This is a genomic window from Pistricoccus aurantiacus (genome assembly GCF_007954585.1).
Taxonomy (GTDB): Bacteria; Pseudomonadota; Gammaproteobacteria; order Pseudomonadales; family Halomonadaceae; genus Pistricoccus; species Pistricoccus aurantiacus.
In genome coordinates, this window is the sequence record NZ_CP042382.1 from 2,264,631 (window position 1) to 2,284,883 (window position 20,253).

Annotated in this window: 19 protein-coding genes; 14 read left to right on the forward strand and 5 right to left on the reverse strand. The window is 59.9% G+C overall.

The features are described from left to right. Position 1: 1 nt before the first annotated feature. Complete coding sequence (locus FGL86_RS10840; RefSeq protein ID WP_147184573.1) at positions 2–1,666, reverse strand: BCCT family transporter; 1,665 nt, start codon at positions 1,664–1,666, stop codon at positions 2–4. A gap of 30 nt (positions 1,667–1,696) precedes the next feature. After that, complete coding sequence (locus tag FGL86_RS10845; protein WP_147184574.1) at positions 1,697–2,113, reverse strand: universal stress protein; 417 nt, start codon at positions 2,111–2,113, stop codon at positions 1,697–1,699. Positions 2,114–2,400: 287 nt separating this feature from the next. Between FGL86_RS10845 and dnaX the strand changes: the two genes are divergently transcribed. The 8 genes from dnaX (at position 2,401) to FGL86_RS10885 (ending at position 9,143) form a co-directional block, all read left to right on the forward strand. Then, the gene (gene dnaX / locus FGL86_RS10850) at positions 2,401–4,377 is read left to right on the forward strand and encodes a DNA polymerase III subunit gamma/tau (protein WP_147184575.1); all 1,977 of its coding nucleotides are present in this window, start codon (positions 2,401–2,403) and stop codon (positions 4,375–4,377) included. 67 nt (positions 4,378–4,444) lie between these two features. Next, positions 4,445–4,771 carry a YbaB/EbfC family nucleoid-associated protein gene (locus tag FGL86_RS10855; RefSeq protein WP_147184576.1) on the forward strand — a complete coding sequence of 109 codons (327 nt, stop codon included), beginning with the start codon at positions 4,445–4,447 and terminating at the stop codon, positions 4,769–4,771. Then, positions 4,771–5,376: a recombination mediator RecR gene (gene recR, locus FGL86_RS10860; protein WP_147184577.1), complete on the forward strand. Its 606-nt coding sequence runs from the start codon at positions 4,771–4,773 to the stop codon at positions 5,374–5,376. Before FGL86_RS10855 ends, recR begins: the two co-directional genes overlap by 1 nt. Positions 5,377–5,414: 38 nt before the next feature. Continuing rightward, positions 5,415–6,542, forward strand: a complete 1,128-nt coding sequence (gene rnd / locus FGL86_RS10865) for a ribonuclease D (RefSeq protein ID WP_147184578.1) — start codon at positions 5,415–5,417, stop codon at positions 6,540–6,542. After that, positions 6,539–6,844, forward strand: a complete 306-nt coding sequence (locus FGL86_RS10870; protein ID WP_147184579.1) for a YcgL domain-containing protein — start codon at positions 6,539–6,541, stop codon at positions 6,842–6,844. Before rnd ends, FGL86_RS10870 begins: the two co-directional genes overlap by 4 nt. Positions 6,845–6,940: 96 nt before the next feature. Then, positions 6,941–7,468 carry a sigma-70 family RNA polymerase sigma factor gene (locus FGL86_RS10875; RefSeq protein ID WP_147184580.1) on the forward strand — a complete coding sequence of 176 codons (528 nt, stop codon included), beginning with the start codon at positions 6,941–6,943 and terminating at the stop codon, positions 7,466–7,468. An 85-nt stretch (positions 7,469–7,553) separates the two neighbouring features. After that, positions 7,554–8,873 carry a permease gene (locus FGL86_RS10880; RefSeq protein WP_147184581.1) on the forward strand — a complete coding sequence of 440 codons (1,320 nt, stop codon included), beginning with the start codon at positions 7,554–7,556 and terminating at the stop codon, positions 8,871–8,873. A gap of 39 nt (positions 8,874–8,912) precedes the next feature. Beyond that, positions 8,913–9,143 carry a thioredoxin family protein gene (locus tag FGL86_RS10885; protein ID WP_147184582.1) on the forward strand — a complete coding sequence of 77 codons (231 nt, stop codon included), beginning with the start codon at positions 8,913–8,915 and terminating at the stop codon, positions 9,141–9,143. A gap of 65 nt (positions 9,144–9,208) precedes the next feature. On the opposite strand, the gene arsB is transcribed toward FGL86_RS10885, so the two are convergent. Both arsB and FGL86_RS10895 read right to left on the reverse strand, forming a co-directional pair. After that, positions 9,209–10,294 (reverse strand): ACR3 family arsenite efflux transporter, encoded by a 1,086-nt coding sequence (gene arsB, locus FGL86_RS10890; protein ID WP_147184583.1) that lies wholly within the window; start codon positions 10,292–10,294, stop codon positions 9,209–9,211. A gap of 12 nt (positions 10,295–10,306) precedes the next feature. Further along, a complete protein-coding gene (locus FGL86_RS10895; protein WP_147184584.1) occupies positions 10,307–10,657 on the reverse strand; it encodes an ArsR/SmtB family transcription factor in 351 nt (116 codons plus the stop codon). Between the two features lie 250 nt (positions 10,658–10,907). Here FGL86_RS10895 and FGL86_RS10900 point away from each other — a divergent pair, with 250 nt between their 5' ends. Next, positions 10,908–11,357 (forward strand): YcgN family cysteine cluster protein, encoded by a 450-nt coding sequence (locus FGL86_RS10900; protein ID WP_147184585.1) that lies wholly within the window; start codon positions 10,908–10,910, stop codon positions 11,355–11,357. 9 nt (positions 11,358–11,366) lie between these two features. Here FGL86_RS10900 and FGL86_RS10905 read toward each other — a convergent pair whose 3' ends face one another. Further along, positions 11,367–13,448: a S9 family peptidase gene (locus FGL86_RS10905; protein ID WP_147184586.1), complete on the reverse strand. Its 2,082-nt coding sequence runs from the start codon at positions 13,446–13,448 to the stop codon at positions 11,367–11,369. Positions 13,449–13,542: 94 nt separating this feature from the next. On the opposite strand from FGL86_RS10905, the gene FGL86_RS10910 reads away from it, so the two are divergent. The 5 genes from FGL86_RS10910 (at position 13,543) to FGL86_RS10930 (ending at position 20,043) form a co-directional block, all read left to right on the forward strand. After that, on the forward strand, positions 13,543–13,977 hold the full coding sequence (locus FGL86_RS10910; protein ID WP_147184587.1) for a hypothetical protein: 435 nt from the start codon (positions 13,543–13,545) through the stop codon (positions 13,975–13,977). A 3-nt stretch (positions 13,978–13,980) separates the two neighbouring features. Next, the gene (locus FGL86_RS10915; RefSeq protein WP_147184588.1) at positions 13,981–15,843 is read left to right on the forward strand and encodes a vWA domain-containing protein; all 1,863 of its coding nucleotides are present in this window, start codon (positions 13,981–13,983) and stop codon (positions 15,841–15,843) included. After that, entirely contained in the window at positions 15,836–16,657 is an 822-nt protein-coding gene (locus FGL86_RS10920) for a class II glutamine amidotransferase (protein WP_147184589.1), read from the forward strand. Before FGL86_RS10915 ends, FGL86_RS10920 begins: the two co-directional genes overlap by 8 nt. A 157-nt stretch (positions 16,658–16,814) precedes the next feature. Next, a complete protein-coding gene (locus FGL86_RS10925; protein WP_147184590.1) occupies positions 16,815–18,476 on the forward strand; it encodes an AMP-binding protein in 1,662 nt (553 codons plus the stop codon). A 202-nt stretch (positions 18,477–18,678) separates the two neighbouring features. After that, on the forward strand, positions 18,679–20,043 hold the full coding sequence (locus FGL86_RS10930) for an MBL fold metallo-hydrolase (protein WP_147184591.1): 1,365 nt from the start codon (positions 18,679–18,681) through the stop codon (positions 20,041–20,043). The last annotated feature ends 210 nt before the right edge of the window (positions 20,044–20,253 follow it).

The window sequence follows — 20,253 nt, forward strand, 5'->3', positions numbered from 1 at the left end:
TTCACGCGCGGGGCTCGCTCATCAAACCCTTGACGATGGCGTAACAGCCTACCAGCAAAATCACCGTGAAAGGCAAACCGGTGGAGACGGCCATGGCCTGCAATGAGGTCAAGCCGCCTCCCAGCAACAGGGCGATGGCGATGACGCCTTCGATGATGGCCCAGAATACCCGCTGGGTCTTGGGCGCGTTGACCTTGCCGCCGGCGGTGATCGTATCGATGACTAGCGAGCCGGAATCCGAGGAGGTGATGAAGAAGACGATCACCAGCACGATCCCCACGAAGGAGGTAATAGCGGAAAGCGGCAGTTGACCCAGCATGACGAAGAGCTGTAACTCGAGAGCGGCATTCTTGACGCCTTCGAAACCATCGCCAACGAACTGGTGGATCGCGGTTCCTCCGAATGCGGTCATCCACAGCACGGAAATGATCGACGGCACCAGCAGCACGGCTACCAGGAATTCACGCACGCTACGACCACGACTGACCCGGGCGATGAACATGCCGACAAACGGTGACCAGGAGATCCACCAGGCCCAGTAGAAGGCGGTCCAGCCCTGACGAAAGTTGTCGTCCTCACGACCGAAGGGGTTGGCCAGGGCAGGAAGATGAGTGACATAGGAGGCCAGGTTTTCGAAAAAGCCCGTGAGGATCATCAGCGTTGGCCCGACGAAGATCACGAAAAGCAGCAACAGAAACGCCAGCCCCATATTAAGCTGGGAAAGCCGCTGAACGCCCTTGTCCACCCCGGACACTACCGAGATCAGAGCAATGAGGGTAATACCCGTGATCAGCAGTACCATGGTGACGTTGTTATCGGGTATGTCGAACAGATAGCCTAACCCGGCGGTGGCCTGGGTAGCGCCGAACCCCAGCGAGGTGGCCAGGCCGAACAGGGTGGCGAAGACCGCAAGAATATCGATGACATGTCCCGGCCATCCCCAGACGCGCTCGCCGAGGATCGGGTAGAAGATCGAGCGCATGGTCAGCGGCAGACCCTTGTTGTAGGAAAAGATCGCCAGGGCCAGGGCGACCACCGCGTAGATGGCCCAAGGGTGAAGCCCCCAGTGGAAAATGGTGGCGGCCATGCCCAGTGCGGTGGCGGTTTGCGCATCGTCGCCGGCGCCCCCCAGAGGCGCCCAGTCGCTTCGCAGGCCGTTATCGCCCAGTGTCGTGCCGCCAAAGGAGGAGGCAAAGTGCGACATGGGCTCGGAGACGCCATAGAACATCAGGCCGATGCCCATGCCTGCGGCGAACAGCATGGCAAACCAGCCGGCGTAGCTGAAATCCGGCTTGGCATGCATTCCTCCTATGCGGACCTTGCCAAGCGGCGAAACGATCAAGCCAAGGCACAGCAAAACAAAGACGTTGGCGGCGGATATGAAAAACCAGTCCAGATTGTTGGTCAGCCAGACGCGCATACCATCGAATATCGGTTCGACCTGGGTTGGCAGCGCCAGCGTGAGTATCACGAAGAACACCACCACCAGCGCCGAGATGCTGAAGACCTTGCCGTGAAGGTCGACCGCCATGCCTAACCTGTTACCGCTGAAATTATCCTGACCGATCACGTAGTCCGTATCGATCAAGTTGGCGGGACCGTCAGGGGAGGGAACACCCTCGGGCGTCGGGGCCTCTCCTTGTAAAGAGTTTGCTTGTTTTTCCACCAGGAAGACTCCTGAAAAACGGGAAAATTATTAGCTTCGCACCAAGAAAACGGATACTTCAGTGTGGCGCGCCACGCGGCTGCCATTGGTAGGGAGAAAAATATTCAGTCGTCCAGGCAGCTGAGTCGCCATCACGATCAGGTCGGCCCCGATTCGTTTGGCGGCACTTACGATGATTTCGTCCATATCCGCCACCGGATCATGACTCAGAAAGGTGCGCGCGCTGGTGGCCAAACCGTGAGTTTCGCCTTGTTCGTCGGCAAATTCCTCGAGTTTTCGCGTGTACTCTTCCGGGGTTCTGGCCACCTTGCCCGGTAATGAAGAGGTGATACTGATATAGTAAATTTCCGCCTCGTAGAGGCGAGCAATGTCCACGGCGACCCGTAGCGATTTTTGCAGGGTTTCCAGATGCGCCAAGTCCACCGGGACCATGATTTTCTGGTACATACCGTACTCCCTGGTCGTTGAAAATAAGCGCTAATCATTGTAGTAGCCGTTGTAGCCTAGCTGACGCCAGGAACAAGATGACGCTATAATTATCCCGATTTTCAACGATTATTCAAAATACGGCTCGTGCCGAGCGATACCAGCCAAGTCGCTTGTCGCCGGCCCGGCCAAGTGTTGAAGACAGCGCTTTCGAGCGACAGTCCGCCACTTGCGGAAACGATCGATCACGGCGAACGTTCGAATCGACGTCGATAGCGTCCCACACCGCTGCAAGGATTCCACGCTGCATGAGCTACCAGGTACTGGCCCGTAAATGGCGTCCGCGCACCTTTCATGAACTGGTCGGCCAGGAACATGTACAGCGCGCCTTGGTCAATGCGCTGGATCAAGGCAGGCTGCACCACGCCTATCTCTTCACCGGCACCCGCGGGGTAGGCAAGACCACCTTGGCGCGCATTCTCGCCAAGTGCCTGAACTGCACCGCCGGCGGCTACGGCGATGAAGGTGTGACCTCGCGTCCCTGCGGCGAATGCGAAAGCTGTCGGGCCATTGACGAAGGGCGCTTCGTCGATCTGATCGAGGTAGACGCCGCCTCCCGTACCAAGGTGGAAGATACCCGAGAACTGCTGGACAACGTGCAGTACGCTCCCACCCAAGGGCGCTACAAGGTGTACCTGATCGACGAAGTGCACATGCTGTCCACTCACAGCTTCAACGCGCTGCTCAAGACCTTGGAAGAGCCGCCGCCCCACGTGAAGTTTCTGCTGGCTACCACGGACCCGCAGAAGCTGCCAGTGACGGTCCTGTCCCGCTGTCTGCAGTTCACCCTGAAGAACATGCCGCCGGAGCGTATCGTCGAGCATCTTACCCGAGTGCTGAACGCCGAAGAGGTCACTTTCGAGGAAAGCGCGCTCTGGCTGTTGGGCAAGGCAGCGGATGGCTCCATGCGCGATGCCATGAGCCTGACGGATCAGGCTATCGCCTTCGGTCAAGGCACGGTTCGCCACGCGGACGTGGCCGCCATGCTGGGCACCTTGGATCACCGCCTTCTATTGACGTTGATCGAGGCGCTGGCGGAAGTGGATGCCTCCCGCGTGCTGGCTGAAATTGCCGCCCTGGCGGAGCAGGGGCCTGACTTTACCGGCGTGCTGGACGATCTATTGGGTCTCTTGCATCGCCTGGCCATCGCGCAGATGGTGCCGAACGCGGTGGATAACGGCCACGGCGACCGCGATAGCCTGCTCGCCCTGGCGGCGCGCTTTACCGCGGAAGACGTGCAACTCTATTACCAGATCGGCTTGCAAGGGCGAGGCGACATGGAATACGCGCCGGATATGCGTGCGGCGCTGGAAATGACCTTGCTGCGAATGCTAGCGTTTCGCCCCCAGGGCGTGCCCAAACCGCCCCAGACGCCGCTGCCGTTGCGCGGAGAGCCCTCAGCGGTTAAGGATAAAGAGCCGTCAGCGGGTAAAGAGCCTTCAGCAGGTAAGGAATTCTCAGCAGCATACAAAGAACCCTTCACGCCTCCCGCCGAGAAGTCTTCTCCATCGGCTGGGATTTCTCCCCCTGATGAAACAGCATCTTCCGGCTTACCGTCTCCTGAGTTCTTGGCCGAGGGCTCTCAGTCCGACCAAGACCTCCAACCCGCCGATGTCTCGCAGCCTATCGATGACACTCCGCCGCTGGATGAGCCGCCGCCCTGGCTTCTGGATGAGCAGCTCGCCCCGGAAGCGCCACCGGCTGAGAAACTGGTGGACCTTCAAGCGGATGAAGAGAGTGATGAAGGGGGTATCGTCGAGGAAAGCGCCGTGGAGCACGAAACGGCATCGCAAGACGTTACGCTCGGCGACGCGGAGCGGCTCGATCACACTGCCTGGCTGAGGCTTTTCGAAGGACTTTCGCTCAGCGGCCTGACACGAAACCTGGCCGCTCACTGCGCTGTCGAAACAGACGACGGCAGTACACTCAAGATGCGTCTGGATCCCGGCCAATCGGCGATGCTGGCGGATATTCACATCCAGCGCATACAGAAGGCACTCGAGGCCAGCGGCTTACCGCGGCGGCTCGATATCAGCCCGGGAGAGATTGATCCGGATGTCGAAACTCCTAGCGCCCAGACCGAGCGGCTGGCTAAGGAACGTCATGCGGTGGCGGTTGAAGCCTTGCGGTCGGACCCGCATATTCAACAGTTGCAACAGGTGTTTGGCGCCACACTGATCGAGGAAAGCGTGTCAGCGGAAAGCCCCGAATCGGAAGCTGATTAGCTTGATGCGAGCAATCCGTTGATGGCAGCTAGCGGTATAAAATTATTCCCATGAGAGAGGAAAGATCATGTTGAAAGGCGGAATGGGCAACCTGATGAAGCAGGCCCAGGAAATGCAGGAAAAAATGCAGCGCGTGCAGGAGGAAATCGCGCAGTCCGAAGTCCAGGGCGAAGCCGGCGCGGGCATGATCAGGTTGACCATGAACGGTCGCCACGATGTCAGCAAGGTGGAAATCGACCCTTCCTTGATGGAAGAGGACAAGGAGCTGCTCGAGGATCTGCTCGCCGCAGCGGTCAACGACGCGGTGCGCAAGGTGGAAGCCAGCTCCAAGGCCAAGATGGAAGAGGCCACTTCCGGCCTGAATCTTCCCCCGGGCTTCCAGATGCCGTTCTGATGAGTTTTTCACCCCTGGTGGATCGACTGCTGGAGTCGCTGCGCGTGCTGCCCGGCGTCGGTCCCAAGAGCGCTCAGCGGATGGCGCTGCATCTGCTGGAGCGGGATCGACCCGGCGGCGAACGCCTGGCGGCGATATTGGCTCAGGCCTTGGCGGAAGTGGGGTATTGTCGGCGCTGTCGCACTCTGACCGAGGCGGAGCTGTGCGAGCTGTGTCGCAGCAGCCGGCGCGATGAGCGACTCCTGTGTATCGTCGAATCCCCGGCGGATATGCTGGCCATCGAAGAAGCCGGCGGCTACCGCGGTCAGTATTTCGTGCTGCATGGTCATCTATCCCCCCTGGACGGTATCGGCCCGGAAGATATCGGTCTCGATCAGTTGGAATCGCGGCTGTCCGAGGGTGAAATCGACGAGATTATCCTGGCCACCAATCCCACCGTGGAGGGAGAGGCCACGGCCCATTATATTGCCGCCCAGCTCGAAGATCGTGATATCCGTTTGTCTCGTCTTGCCTATGGGGTGCCCATGGGCGGCGAACTGGAATATGTCGATGGCGGCACCCTGAGCCGAGCGTTCAACGGGCGTCTGCCGTTTTCCAGCGTTTGACCGACCTTCCTTTTTCTCAAACCGAGCCCCGATTCTTTATGTCCCTTGACCTCGATATTCGCTGGATCGATACCCCTCAAGCGCTGGATGCCGCCTGTCGAGCACTCAGTCAGGCCGATACCCTGGCCATGGACACGGAGTTCTTTCGCGAATCCACCTTCTACCCGGTACCCGCGCTGATCCAGCTATACGGGGGTGGCCCGGTGTACCTGATCGATCCTCAGGCGGTAAAAGCGACACAGGCCCTGCGCGAGCTGTTGGCTTCCGGCCCCCTGAAACTGCTGCACGCCAGCAGTGAAGACCTGGAGGTCATGCGCATCTGGGCCGATGTGGCGATTGCTCCCGTGATGGACACCCAGCTGGCCCAGGCGCTTCTTGGGGAAGACCCGGCCATGAGCTATCAGCGTCTGGTGGAGCGCTGGACCGGCGAAGTGTTGCCCAAGGACGAAACTCGCTCCGATTGGCTGGAGCGCCCGCTTTCCGACTCTCAGCAGCGCTATGCGGCCTGGGACGTGGTGTATCTGCTGGACGCCTGGCGGGCTCAGCGCAAGGCACTCGAGGGCTCCGGTCGGCTGACGTGGCTGGAAGAAGACTGTCACACGCTCGGCATTCAGGAAGAGGGCAACGCAGCGAATGGACAATGGTATCTGCGCCAGCGTCAGCTGTGGCGGCTATCTCCCCGTCAGATAGAGGCCTACCAGCGTCTGACACAGTGGCGAGAAACGGAAGTTCGCCGACGCAACCTGCCACGCGGCTGGCTGATCAACGACAAACTACTCTATGAAATCGCTGAGCGAATGCCCAAAAACAAAACCCTGCTGGCGGATATCCAAGGGCTCAAGCCCGCGCTGATCAAACGCGAGGGAGACACGCTGCTGGCCTTGGTTGAACAGGCACGCCAGCAGGCGCAGGAGGAGCTGCCGGCGCCACTGCCTTCTCCCATGACGCCAGCGTTCAAGAAGCGTCTCAAGGCGCTCAAGCAGGTCGTCGCCGCTGAAGCTGAAACGCTGGGGCTGGCGCCGGAGGTCTTGATGCGACGCCGGGACCTTGAAGCGCTGGTGGGAGCGAGCCTGCTGGATGCGCCGTTACCGTTGCCTCGAGGCTGGCGGGGCGAGCGTCTGGCCCAACCCTTGGCGAATGCATTGAAAGAGGTCGCCACTACATGACTTCCTTGAGAGACGGCAAGCTATTATGCGAAGTGTTCAAGAGCTCGCGTAAGGACGAGATGTATCTCTATGTGGACAAGCAGCGTGGCCTGGTGGACGTCCCCGAGGCGCTGCTTGCAAGCTTCGGCACGCCGCAAGCTGTCATGACTTTGGTGCTGACGCCGCAGAAGCCCCTGGCGCGGGTGGAGACGACTACGGTAATCGAGGCCATCAAGGAGAAAGGCTTTTATCTGCAGATGCCTCCGCCCAAGGAGGACTATCTGCTGGATGCGTATCGAACGCCTACCGAGTCCCGTTACTAGTTTTAGGTAGGCGGATTTAATGGTTGAAACCAGCAGGCTGATGCCAATGAACAAGGCCGATAGCGCGACAGCAAGAAAGGTAAAATGCTCCCTGACATGACGCCTGTCTGCATCTTGAGCGCCTGGGACGCGCATGAGCAGGAGTTGCGCGCTTTCTTGCGGGCACGAATCGCGGATCCCCACGACGCGGATGACGTGCTTCAGGATCTGTTTCTGAAGCTTGTTCTGCAAGGCCATGCGTTCTGCGAGGTGCGAAATCCCAGGGCCTGGCTATTCAGCGTCCTGCGCAACGTTCTGACGGACCGCTTGCGCACCGCGAAAACGTTTATCGATCTTGACGCTGACATGCCGCTTGAGCGTGATGAAAAGCCGCCCATCGCCCAACTGGAAGAATGTCTGATGCGTAATCTGGCCCAACTGTCCGAGGAGGATCGAAATGTCGTCGAGCAGTGCGACCTGCACGGTCAGACCCAGGCGCGCTACGCAGAACAGCATGGACTGGCGCTGAGCGCGGCCAAATCCCGCCTGCTGCGGGCTCGACAGCGCTTGAGGAAGCAGATTGTCATGAACTGTCAGATCAGGTTTGATGAAAACGGTCAAGTCTGCTGCCACGTACCTCGGTAACGCATTTTTTCTGCATCCTTTTGCGTGTGGGTTCGTCTCCATGAAAGAAGTGCTTCAACCGATGGCCCTTTCAAGGAGTGTTCAGATGACCACGCGATTACGCGAGCTGTATGCCGGCAACGCTCGTGAAACCAACCTGCTGTTCTTCATGCTGGCCGCCTTTCTGCTGATCTATTTTCTTCCCGCCGGAACGGCGCGCTTCGACAACGCGGTACTGGAAGCGGTTCGCCTGACCCACTGGTACGCCCAGGAGCACGTTATTCTGTGCTTGCTGCCGGCGTTCCTGATTGCCGGTGCCATGTCGACGTATATCAGTCAGGGGGCGGTGATGCGCTACCTGGGCCCCGAGGCGTCCAAACCGGTGGCGTTTAGCGTGGCATCGGTATCCGGTACGCTGCTGGCCGTATGTTCCTGTACCGTCCTGCCCCTGTTCGGAGGCATCTACAAGCGTGGCGCGGGCCTGGGCGCGGCGATTGCGTTTCTTTATTCGGGACCCGCCATCAATATCATGGCCGTGGTCGTCACCGCCAAAGTGCTGGGCGCCGAGATCGGCATTGCCCGTGCAGTCGGGGCCATCCTGTTCGCCTTGGTGATCGGTACCCTCATGCACCTGATCTACCGCAGGGAAGAGGCACGGCGAGTGGTCAAGAACACTCGTGGATTCGGGGGCGATGGCACGGATAAGCCGATGAGTGCGATTGTGACTTTTTTCGCCCTGATGATCGGGGTGCTGGTATTCGCTAACTGGGCGGCTGCGGACAGCGCCGCCTGGATGCGGATTTACCAGTGGAAATGGCAGATTACCGCACTGCTTTCCGCCGCGCTGGCGGGCCTGCTGATCTGGCGCTGGCACTGGCCGGCGACTCGGTTACTGATGCTGGCGGCGGTGATCGGCGCCACGGCTGTCATTGTGCCGGGTGTTCCCGAGCTACCCTTCGCTATCGGTATCGCCGGCTTGATGATCATCTCGGCGTTGCGTGAGCAGGATCGCGAGTGGGCGCTACAAAGCTGGGATTTCGCCAAACAAATCCTGCCTCTGCTGCTGGCGGGCGTGTTCGTTGCCGGCTTCGCGCTGGGTCGCCCCGGCCACGAGGGAATCATACCGTCGGAATGGGTGGCTGTGGCCGTAGGCGATAACACCCTGGCCTCTACCGTTATCGCTTCGGTACTGGGCGCACTGATGTACTTCTCTACTCTGACCGAAGTACCTATCGTCGACGCACTGATGGGATCCGGCATGGGCAAGGGGCCGGCATTGGCGCTGCTCCTGGCAGGACCGGCACTGTCCCTGCCGAACATGCTGGTGATTCGCACCATATTGGGTACGCAAAAAACACTGGTTTATTGCGCGCTGGTGGTGGTGATGGCCACCATATCCGGCTTTATTTATGGCAACTGGTGGTAGTTCCACCCGTTACACTTACGTCACGAGCGAGGACAAATCATGAAATTTACGATCTATGGCAGCGGCTGTGCCAAATGCAAACAGCTGACAGCAAATGCGGAAGACGCTGCAAAAGCGAAAGGACTCGAATACGACATCGAGAAGGTGACCGACACCAATGCCATCATCGATGCGGGCATCATGCGCACGCCGGCATTGGCGATTGATGGTGAGATCGTTACGGAGGGCAAGGTTATTCCTGCAGACGAGATCCAGCAGTTGCTGACCTGAGCCAAAGGCAAACGTGAAAAGCCCCTTCAGCCCGGGGCTTTTAGCGCTATCTCAAGGGCCAAGGCTTAATCGCGAGTCTCTTGAGCCGTCGGGAAATGGCTACGGGTAGCATTGGCGATGCGCACCAGGGCCAGCATGACCGGCACCTCCACCAGTACGCCCACCACCGTTGCCAGCGCCGCGCCGGACTGCAGGCCGAACAGGGCAATGGCGGCGGCCACCGCCAGTTCGAAGAAGTTGCTGGCGCCGATCATTGCCCCAGGCGCGGCGACGTCGTGGGGCACCTTCCACACCTTGGCCCAGCCGTAGGCGATGAAGAAGATCAGGAAGGTCTGGAGGATCAGCGGGATGGCGATCAGCACGATATGCAGCGGGTTGGCAATGATCACGTCGCCCTGGAAGGCGAACAGCAATACGAGGGTGATGATCAAGCCGATCGGGGTGATGGGCGCCAGGCGTTTCATGAAGACGTTGTCGAACCACGCGATGCCGCGCCGCTTGATGACAGCCTGACGGGTCAGGTAGCCGGCGCCCAGCGGAATGACGATGTAGAGTACCACCGACAGGATGACCGTATCCCAGGGCACCTGGATGTTCGACACGCCGAGCAGGAAGACCACGATGGGGGCGAAGGCGAACAGCATGATCAGGTCATTGAGCGCCACCTGAACCAGGGTGTAGGCGGCGTCGCCGCGGGTGAGGTAGCTCCACACGAAGACCATGGCGGTGCAGGGTGCGGCACCCAGCAGGATGGCCCCGGCCAGGTATTCATTGGCTTTTTCAGCGGGGATCAGCGGCGCGAACACCACGGTCAGGAAGAACCAGGCGATAGCGAACATGGTGAAGGGCTTGATCAGCCAGTTCACCGTGGTGGTGATGACCAGCCCCTTGGGCTGGCGACGTACGCCGAGGATCGAGGTGAAGTCGATCTGCACCATCATGGGAAAGATCATTGCCCAGATCAGCACCGCCACCGGGATCGATACCTGGGCGTACTCGAAACGCGACAGAGCCTCGGGGATAGCCGGGGCGAACTGGCCCAGCAGCACGCCGGCGATGATGGCCAGCGCCACCCAGACGGAGAGGAAGCGTTCAAACAGCCCCATGCCGTCAGCTGTAATGGGAGCCTGTGAGATTTTCGATGTGGTCATACACGCCTTCCTTTATGGATTCGTCCGATTGGGCGGGCAGGCGACCAGCGAGGATATCAGCGGCTCACAGACCTCTGGATGGCCCGCACAACAATCATTGATCAGAAATCGGACCGCCTCTTGCATATGCTTCAAGTTGGCTCGATAGATGATGGAACGACTCTGGCGTCGTGAGAGAACAAGCTCTGCACGGGTCAGCACAGACAAATGTGCTGACATCGTGTTGTGCGGTACACCCAGTTGTCTTGCGATCTCACCCGCCGGGACTCCCTCCGGCTCATGACGAACCAGAAGCCGAAATGCTTCCAGTCGAGTCTCTTGAGAAAGTGCGGCAAAGCTCGCGATTGCTTCTGAGATTTCCATATGTCTAGTTTTGTGGACATATTACGGCTTAGTCAAGAGTGGATTTTTCAGGAATGACTTTTCTCTTTTCGTGGTTTGGTTGTATGGTCAACCAGAATTTACGGATACCCTCTAGTTTTATCGCGCCCGACCCCGCGAAAGGTACTATTTATTATCGCGCCCGACCCCGCGCGAAAAGCATTCTTGATTTATCGCGCCCGGAGTCGCGCGAAAGGCATGATCGATTATGTTAGACACTGCAGGAAAAAAGATGCGCGAGCGTTTCTGGGAGCGTTTCGCTCTCGATGAGTTGACCCAGGAGGAGTGGGAGGCGCTATGCGACGGCTGTGGTCAATGCTGCCTGCTCAAGTTCGAGGACGAGGAAACCGGCGATATCGCGACCTTGCAGCTGGCCTGCGAGTTACTGGATACCCGGAGCTGTCGCTGCAGCGATTATCCCAATCGCTTCGCCACGGTACCGAGCTGCATCCAGTTGACTCCGGCCAAGGTCGATCGGTTTCGCTGGTTGCCGGAAAGCTGCGCTTATCGTCGAGTGCATGAGAAACGCGGCCTGTCCGCCTGGCATCCTTTGATCTCCGGTGACCCCAATAGCGTGCACCGGGCGGGCATCAGCGTCTCCGGCTTCGCCATTTCCGAGCTCGAAGTGCCGGAGTCCCACTGGGACGACCATATCATCGCCATCCTGCCTTTCGAGGAATAATCCCTTCCTCTAACTACTTTCGAGTCCCAGCGCCCAAAGGATGTAGGCATCCTGGCGAGCGTTGTCACGCCAGGCCTGGAAGCGGCCGGAGACGCCGCCGTGACCGGCTTCCATTTCCGTATACAGCAGCACCGGCCCTATTGTATTTCCCTGCTCGTTGAGTCGCGCATAGAGTTTGGCGGGTTCCCAGTAGGGCACCCGGGTATCCTGCCAGCTGCCTTGCAGAAAGAGGCTCGGGTAGGGCGTCTGGCTGGCGCTGTCCAAGGGGAGGTTATCAAGCGGCGAATAGGCTTGAATGCGCTCTTTCACTGCCGGGTCGCCGGGATTGCCCCACTCGGTGTATTCCGCAGTGGTCAGCGGCAGTTCCGGGTTTTCCATGGTGCGCAGCACGTCGACGAAAGGCACATCGAGTACCGCGGCACAGAACGCATCCGGGGCCAGGTTCAGGCTGGCACCCACCAACAGCCCGCCGGCGCTCGCGCCATAGGCGACGATACGCTTGTCATCGCTGATGCCCTTGTCGACCAGCGCTTGGCGAGCGGCGAGGAAATCCTCGAAACTGTTGGTCTTGTGCTCGAGCTTGCCCGCCAGGTACCAGGGTTCGCCACGCTCGCCACCGCCGCGAACATGAGCGACGGCGAAGGCCACGCCGCGAGCCAGTAGCTCCAGGCGAGCAATCGAGAACCAGGGGTCAAGGGCTTCACCGTAGGCGCCGTACCCGTAAAGCAGAGTAGGCAACGGCTCCCTGCCCAACAGATCCCGTCGAGCGACCACGGAAACCGGAACTCGCTCACCGTCATGAGACGTCGCCCATAGGCGCCGGCAGCTCAGTTGTTCCGGCTGCAAGTCACCGTATACCGGCAGCTGCTTGAGCAGGCGTCGTTCATCGTTGTCCAGATCATGCTCGATCCAGCGCGGTGGCAGAGTGAAGGATTCCTCCTGCAGCCGCAGGCAGCGAGCCTCGAAGTGTGGAGTGTCCCCCAAGGCCATGCTGGAGGGTATTTCCGGCAAGGCGAGCAGTCGGTCGCGTCGCACCACTTGCCGCTGATCATCCAGCTCCAGGATTCGCAGCTGGGTCTGGGCATCGTCGTGATGGCGCTCCGTGAGCACCAGTCCCCAGGCAAAGGCGTCCACGCCTTCCAGTGTGACGGCTTCGCGGTGGTCCACCAGCGGCTGCCAGGCGGTTATGTCTGCTTCCGGCGTCTGATCGAGACGAAAGTGCGTGGCGGACTCGTTGTGAAGGATATAGAACGTGCCCGGACGGTGCTCGATGGCGTACTCCACTCCCGGCTGACGAGAACGGAAACAGCGCGGCGGAGTCTCCGGCGCGCGAGCGGGAATCAGGTGGCATTCCGAAGTGTTCTTGGAGGCGCTTTCCAGCACCAGCCAGGCCTTCGAACGGGTCTTGCCCAACCCTAGCCAGAATTCCGGGTCATCCTCCCTGAGTATCAGTTCGGGTGCACTTTTCGAGTGAATATTCAAACGCCAGATGCTGTGCGGACGTTGAGTCGCGTCGTAGCGAGTGAACAGCAGGGTACGATCGTCTTCCGCCCACTCCAGTTCCGGCCCGATATCCTCGAGCAGACGATGCGGCTCTCCATCCGGCAGACGCTTGAGGAACAGGGTAAAGACCTCGTCGCCGCTGGTGTCTTCGGTCCAGGCCAGCCATCTTTCGCTGGGAGATAGCGCCATATCCCCCAATTCGAAAAAGCCGCCCTTCGCTCGAATCACCAGGTCCAGGAAGCATTCAGGCCGTTCGGGACTATCGACAGGATGACGCCACCAGCGGGGATAGTCTTCGCTGGCGGCGGTTTCGCTCCAGTACACGTAATGATCGAGCGCGGTGGAAAGACTGCGAGTGGCCAGCTCGCGACGCGCCAGATGACCCTGATAGAGTGACTCGATCAGCGGCGACAGGGGGGCGAACCAGGCTTCCGCTTCCTGGTTGGCTGCAGTGAGAAACGCTTTCACCTCGGGGCTCTCACGCTCCTCGAGCCAGTGCCAGTGAGGATCGCTTTCGCGAAAGAAGCGTTGAACGGGGGATGTCGTGGATTCTGGCATTGTCTTGTTCATGGGCGGCTGTGCTTTCATCGATGGCAAGGTACCATACTGGTCAAGTGGAGGACGGAAACCCCAATCAGGCCCGTCAACTCCTTGTCTGGAGTGAATGTTTCTGGAGTGAACGATGCTGATTTCCGATTCGATGCCACTGCTGTGGCTAGTCTATCTGTTGCTGTCCCTGGTGGTCCTGGTGACCGGGCATCTGGGCATTCGCTTTCTGCCACGGTTGCCGCGCTGGGTACTCACCGGCGTCGTCGCCGGCCTGATCTTGATGCCCGGCCATTACACGCTGCCGATGCCGGAGCAGACAAGCGATTATACCGGCTGGGCCCCCGCTATCGTCATGGCGGTGGTGGCGAAACTACAGCATCAGAGTGCCACCGGTGCGTTCTTTCTGCTTGCCATCGGCGCGGGAATCGGCGCCCTGCTGGGGATTCTGATCTGGCAGAGCGGGCGGCGCAGGGATAATGGCCGTTCCCCGGGCAGGAGGCCGGGCACAGACAGCCAAGCCCACGGTGCGACGCCGAAGCGATCACGTCGCGAACCGGTGATCGGCTGAACCATGAAGACACGCGCTCGGCTCGGCGGCCTGCTGCGGCCTCTGCTGTGGTTCCTGTGCGGAGTGATGGCGTGGTCATCGCTAGCGGAGGCGGAGTCCATCGCTGATCCGTCCCGGGAAAACGATTTCGCCCAGCAAGCCATTCAGGAGAGCGCCTCGGATCTGCGCTTTATCTTCGATGTGTCCGGTAGCATGCGTCATAACGATCCGGAAAAGTTGAGCGTCAGCTCTCTCGAACTGCTGGCGGCGCTGCTGCCCGCCGGCGTTCGCGTGGGTATCTGGACCTTCGGCGAAGACATCGACAATCCCTTGCCGCTGAGCCGCGTCGACGAGCAGTGGCGCGACAAGGCCCGTGACCTGGAACCGGCGCTATCCCGGTATCAGCCCTTCACGGATATCGAAGGCGCGATTCGTCAGGCGGGTGGCGTACCCGGCGCGGGCCAGCGTCACATCATTCTGCTGACGGACGGCATGATCGATCTGTCCGCGCCGGCGGGCAGCAAGGCCGAGGGGGATCGACGTTCCCGTCAGGCGCTGTTGAACGAGCTGGCGCCGGATCTGGCGAACCAGAATGTGGTCATACATGCCATCGCCTTTTCCGACGAAGCGGATCTCGACTTGGTGGAGCAACTGGCGCAGAGAACCGGCGGGCTCGCCGTCAAGGCGCAGAACCCGGATGATCTGCTGGGGGTATTTCTGACGATCATCGATCGGCTGTTTCCCGCGGATCAGGTGCCGCTGCAGGCGGGCCGCTTCACGATCGATCCCCAGGTAAAAAACTTCTCCGCGCTATTGTTCCATGCCCCGGAGGCCCCGGCGCCGATACTGGTGGCGCCGGACGGCAGCCGCTATACCCGAGACGACCACCCGCAGGAGATACGCTGGCAGCAGGAACCTCGCTTCGACCTCATCAGCGTGCCGTCGCCCCAAGTGGGAGAATGGCAGCTGGAGGGTGAAATCGATGCGGGCAGCCGAATTCAGGTGGAATCCCCGCTGATGCTTCATACCGGCGAGCTACCCGATACCCTGTATCTCGGCTTTCCGGTAGCGCTCTCCGCCTGGTTCGAAAAAGACGCCATGCCCGATGACATGCAATCATCGAATCTGACGGTGCGGGTCATGCTGGAAGATGCCGATGGCAATATTCAGGTATCCAGCTCTCTGAGCGAAGACGGTGGAAAATTCACCGGGATCCTGCCTGCGCCCACACGACCGGGCAACGCTCGCCTGATCGTCGATGCTCGGGCTGAAGGGCTGCGTCGGCAGCGTGTTCTGGCAGTCAACGTGCGCTCGCCTATCGGTGCGTCGCTGGACAGCCGACAGCAGACGGTTGAACTCACCGCCCAGCATCCTCGGCTCGATAGCGCCAATACGCGCCTCCAGGCCAGACTACAGGGCCAGGCCCTGCCGGTGACCGAGCGGGGCGAGAAACAATGGCGAGTTGAGTTACCCGAGCTGGACCCCACCTATCGGCTGCCCTTGAAACTGCTCGCGACCGTCGAACTCGACGGGCAAACTCGCGAAATTCCCTTGCCGGATGTGTTAATCAATACCGAAGGCCAGGTGGGCCTGGACGCAGCGGGACTGGACGACAAGGGCCTTGCCACCCAGGCGCTGGAGCAGGAACCCGAGCCGCCAACGACCGAACCGCCGGGGCTGGTTCAGCGCGCCGGCCAGATCTGGACCGACCGCATCGAACCACCGGTGGAGCGCCTGACACGCCAGCTTGGATTGGATCCGGCGGTTTTTCGCCCCTGGATGCTGGTGCTGGTCTTGATCGGGCTACTGGTGCTGCTGGTCATGATAACAATAGGCCGACAATCGGCACGGCGGCAGGAGCCGCCCAGGGAGGAACCGCATGTGTGAACTGCTGGGTATGAGCGCCAATGTGCCCACGGATATCTGCTTCAGCTTCACGGGATTTCTGCATCGCGGGGGCGGCACCGGTCCGCATCGGGACGGCTGGGGCATCGCGTTCTACGAGGAAGGCGGTTACCGGGACTTTCGCGATCCGCACCCCTCGGTGGATTCGCCGATCGCCCGGTTGATCTGTGACTACCCGATCAAGTCACACGTGGTGATCAGTCATATCCGTCAGGCCAACGTGGGCCAGGTGCGTCTGGCCAATACCCATCCCTTCACCCGGGAAATGTGGGGGCGTCCCTGGTGCTACGCGCACAACGGTCAGCTCGAAGGCTGGGAGTCGTTGCCTCTGGCCTTTTATCGTCCCATCGGCGATACGGACAGCGAGCATGCCTTCTGTTTCCTGATGGGGGAGCTGCGGCGACGCTTCGACGCCCCACCCCAGTCCCGCGAGGTCATGTGGGGAGCGCTGCACGAGCTCTGCGAGCGTTTACGCAGGCTAGGCGTCTTCAATCTGCTGCTTTCCGACGGCGAGTATCTTTATACCTATTGCTCCACGAAACTGGCGCACATCACCCGGCGCGCGCCCTTCGGCAAGGCAAGCCTTTCCGATGCGGAGCTGAGCGTCAATTTCGTCGAGCACACCACCCCCAACGATATCGTCTCAGTGATCGCCACTGAGCCGCTGACAGACAACGAGGACTGGATACGCATGGCCCCCGGTGAACTGCTGGTGTGGAAGGACGGGGAAATCCAGGCGCGTTTCAATGCCACAGGGAATTTCGCTGTTACCGCTGGTTTCAATTCGACGAGCTAGATGTTATTACTTCATGAAACGCTTGTTTGATTCGGTTGTGAGGTTCCCCCGCCGGGCTTGCTTGCTGCTCAAGCGAGGGCGTCCCGCAAACGAACGCGCCGAGTCCTAATAAAAACTAATGAGTGGCGCTTGATCGCCACGGCTGCGGAGAATTGCCATGAGTGAGCCTGCGAGCGCTTATCAACTCGACGGACCGCCGCTGGAGGATCTGGAGAGCTACGGTACCCTGCTGGATGTCTTTCACCGTTCCGTCGAGAACTTCAGCGACAAGCCTGCCTTCAGCTGCATGGGCCACGTCGTTTCCTTTCGCGAGCTCGAGCGTCTGTCTCGGGATTTCGCCGCCTGGCTGACCCACGAGACGACGTTGGAGCCCGGCGATCGTATCGCCATTCAACTGCCCAACGTGCTGCAGTATCCGGTGGCGGTATTCGGCGCGCTGCGGGCGGGACTGGTAGTGGTCAATACCAACCCACTCTACACGGAGCGGGAAATGGCGCACCAGTTCAAGGATTCCGGCGCCAAGGCCATCGTCATACTGGCCAATATGGCCGCCAAGCTCGACAAGATCATCGAGGAAACCGACATCGAGCATGTCGTGGTCACGCAATTGGCGGACCTGCATCCGCTGCCCAAGCGGCTGGTGATCAACGCGGTGGTCAAGTACATCAAGAAAATGGTGCCGCGCTACACTCTGCCCCAGGCCGTGCCCTTCAATCAGACCCTGACCAAAGGCCGCGCGCTTGAGCATCAGGATGTGACTTGGCAGCGGGAGGACGTGGCGATACTGCAGTACACCGGTGGTACTACGGGACGTCCCAAAGGCACCATGCTGACCCATACCAATCTGGTGGCCAACATGCTCCAGGCGCGTCTGGCCATCGGCGAAAATCTTACCGATGGCTGCGAAATGATCATCGCGCCGCTGCCGGTCTATCACATCTATACCTTTACGGTGAACTGCCTGTTTCTGTTTGAAACCGGCAATCATACGGTGCTGATTCCCAACCCACGGGATATCGAAGGCTTCGTCAAGGAGCTCGGAAAGCTCGAGTTTACCGCCTTTATCGGCCTGAACACCCTGTTCAATGCGCTTTGCCAGCGAGACGACTTCAAGCGGCTGGATTTCTCCAAACTCAAGCTGACCATTTCCGGCGGCATGGCGCTGACCAAGGCGGCGGCCAATCGCTGGCAGGAGGTGACCGGCTGTCCGGTGGCAGAAGGCTACGGGTTGACGGAAACCTCACCGATCGTTTCCTTCAACCCGATGGATGCCATACAGCTGGGTACCATCGGCAAGCCGGTGGCTGGCACTTCGGTCAAGGTGGTGAGTCCGGACGGTCGAGTGCTACCACTGGGGGAGGCGGGAGAGCTTTGCGTCAAGGGCCCTCAGGTCATGAAGGGTTACTGGAACATGCCGGAAGAGACGCGGCAGGCCCTGGACGACGAGGGCTGGGTCAGCACCGGCGATATCGCGGTGCTGCAGGAAGACGGCTATATCCGCATCGTCGATCGCAAGAAGGACATGATCATCGTCTCCGGGTTCAACGTCTATCCCAACGAGGTGGAGGACGTGGTGACCGGTCATCCGGACGTGGTGGAAGCGGCGGCGGTGGGTGTGCCGGACGACGACACCGGTGAAGCCATCAAGCTATTCGTGGTGTCCCGCAATCCGGAGCTTGACGTTCAGACCCTGCGCCAGTGGTGCAAGAAGGAACTCGCCGGCTACAAGGTGCCACGTCAGGTGGAGTTTCGCGACGAACTGCCCAAGAGCAACGTGGGCAAGGTACTGCGCAAGGAGCTTCGGGATAATGAGTCCTAAAAGCTTTATACAGGCTTTCTTGCCGCCTCGGTCTGAATGATTTTCGCGCTTGAAATTCCGGTATTCGATTCCATGTTATATGGGGTGCTAATGATGTAACCGTAAGGCATAGCCGAGGGGCGCTTTTGCTAAAGCCCCGATTTCACGGTTTCAGCAGCTTGTAACATACATCGAATGTCCACGCGGCGGGGAGGAGACTGGAATGATCCTCGAGAAAATCAAGTCAGAGGGAGTTGCCCACCTTTCCTACATGATCATCGACGGCAACATGGCGGCGGTGATTGATCCTAGGCGAGATATCGATGTCTATCTCGATCTTGCCTGGCAACAGGGGGCCAATATTTCTCATGTGTTCGAAACCCATCGTAACGAAGACTATGTGGTGGGTTCGCAAGCCTTGGCCCAGGCCACGGGTGCCAGGGTGTTTCACGGCCAGGGCGGCAAGGTGGAGCATGCGGAGCCGGTCAAGGAGGGCCAGCAATTCGAGATCGGCAAGGCTCGCTTGAGCGTGCTGGAAACCCCCGGACACACCTTCGACAGCATCAGTCTTGTCCTGGCGGATACCACCTTCAGCGACGATCCAATTGCTGTATTTACCGGTGACACTCTCTTTATCGGCGACGTCGGTCGTACGGATTTCTATCCGGATCGTCGCGAGGAAATGGGCGCCAAGCTCTACGACAGCATCTTCAACAAGCTGCTGCCCTTGGGGGACGGCGTCCAACTCTATCCGGCTCACGGTGCGGGTTCCGTATGCGGCAGCGGCATGGCGGATCGGGAGTTCTCGACGCTGGGCTATGAGCGCCGCAATAACCCCATGCTGCAGCTGGAACGTGACGAGTTCATCAAGACAAAGTCCGAGGAACACCATTACCAGCCGCCGTACTTTCGCAAGATGGAAGAGCTCAACGACAAGGCGCCCGGGGGACGTGCCTTGCCTCAGGTGAAAGCCGCCTCGCCGCAGCAGTTTGCCGAACTTGTCGAAACGGGCATGCTGGTGCTCGATCTGCGTACGCCGGAGGCGTTCTGCGGCGCGCACGTGCCGCAAAGTCTTGCGCTGCCGTCGGATGTGCTGCCGGGGTATATCGGCTGGCTAGTGTCCTATGATGACGAGTTGGGGCTGGTGACCGACGATCCCGCCTCGCTTGAAGACGAGCTGCGCGGGCTCTACCGGTTGGGTTATGAAAATGTCGTGGCGTATCTGGTGCCCGGCACGACCGCCTGGGAGGCCAGCGGCGAGGATTATGCGACGATTCCTACCCTGTCCGCCGGCGCCTTGAAGAAGCGGATCGATGATCGGGAAGATTTTGTCCTGCTCGATGTCAGAACCCTCGAGGAATATGAAAGCGCTCATATAGCGCAGGCTCGACACCTCTATCTGGGCCACCTGCCGGACCAGATGGACGAGCTGCCCCGAGACAAGCCCATCGTGACCTTTTGCGGCAGCGGCAAGCGCGCCGCGGTAGCCGCCGCGCTTTTGCGTCGCCAGGGATTTTCTCGAGTGGAAAACTGCCTGGGCTCCATGTCCGCCTATCAGAATCTCGGCTACGCTACCACTACCGAATAGCGCTGGAATTCGAGCCGGAGTCGTCATGTCCGGCCAACGGCGATACAATTGACGGTCTGCCCGAACAAGGCGGGCCGTTATACTTTCCCTATTCAATGAGACTGACGTTGACAAAAGTGAGTCCTTGACGAGCCAGCCCTTGACGAGATCGTTCTTGAGTAACACCGCCGCGCCTTCTTCCCTGGAAACACGTTCTTCCATCGACGCCCT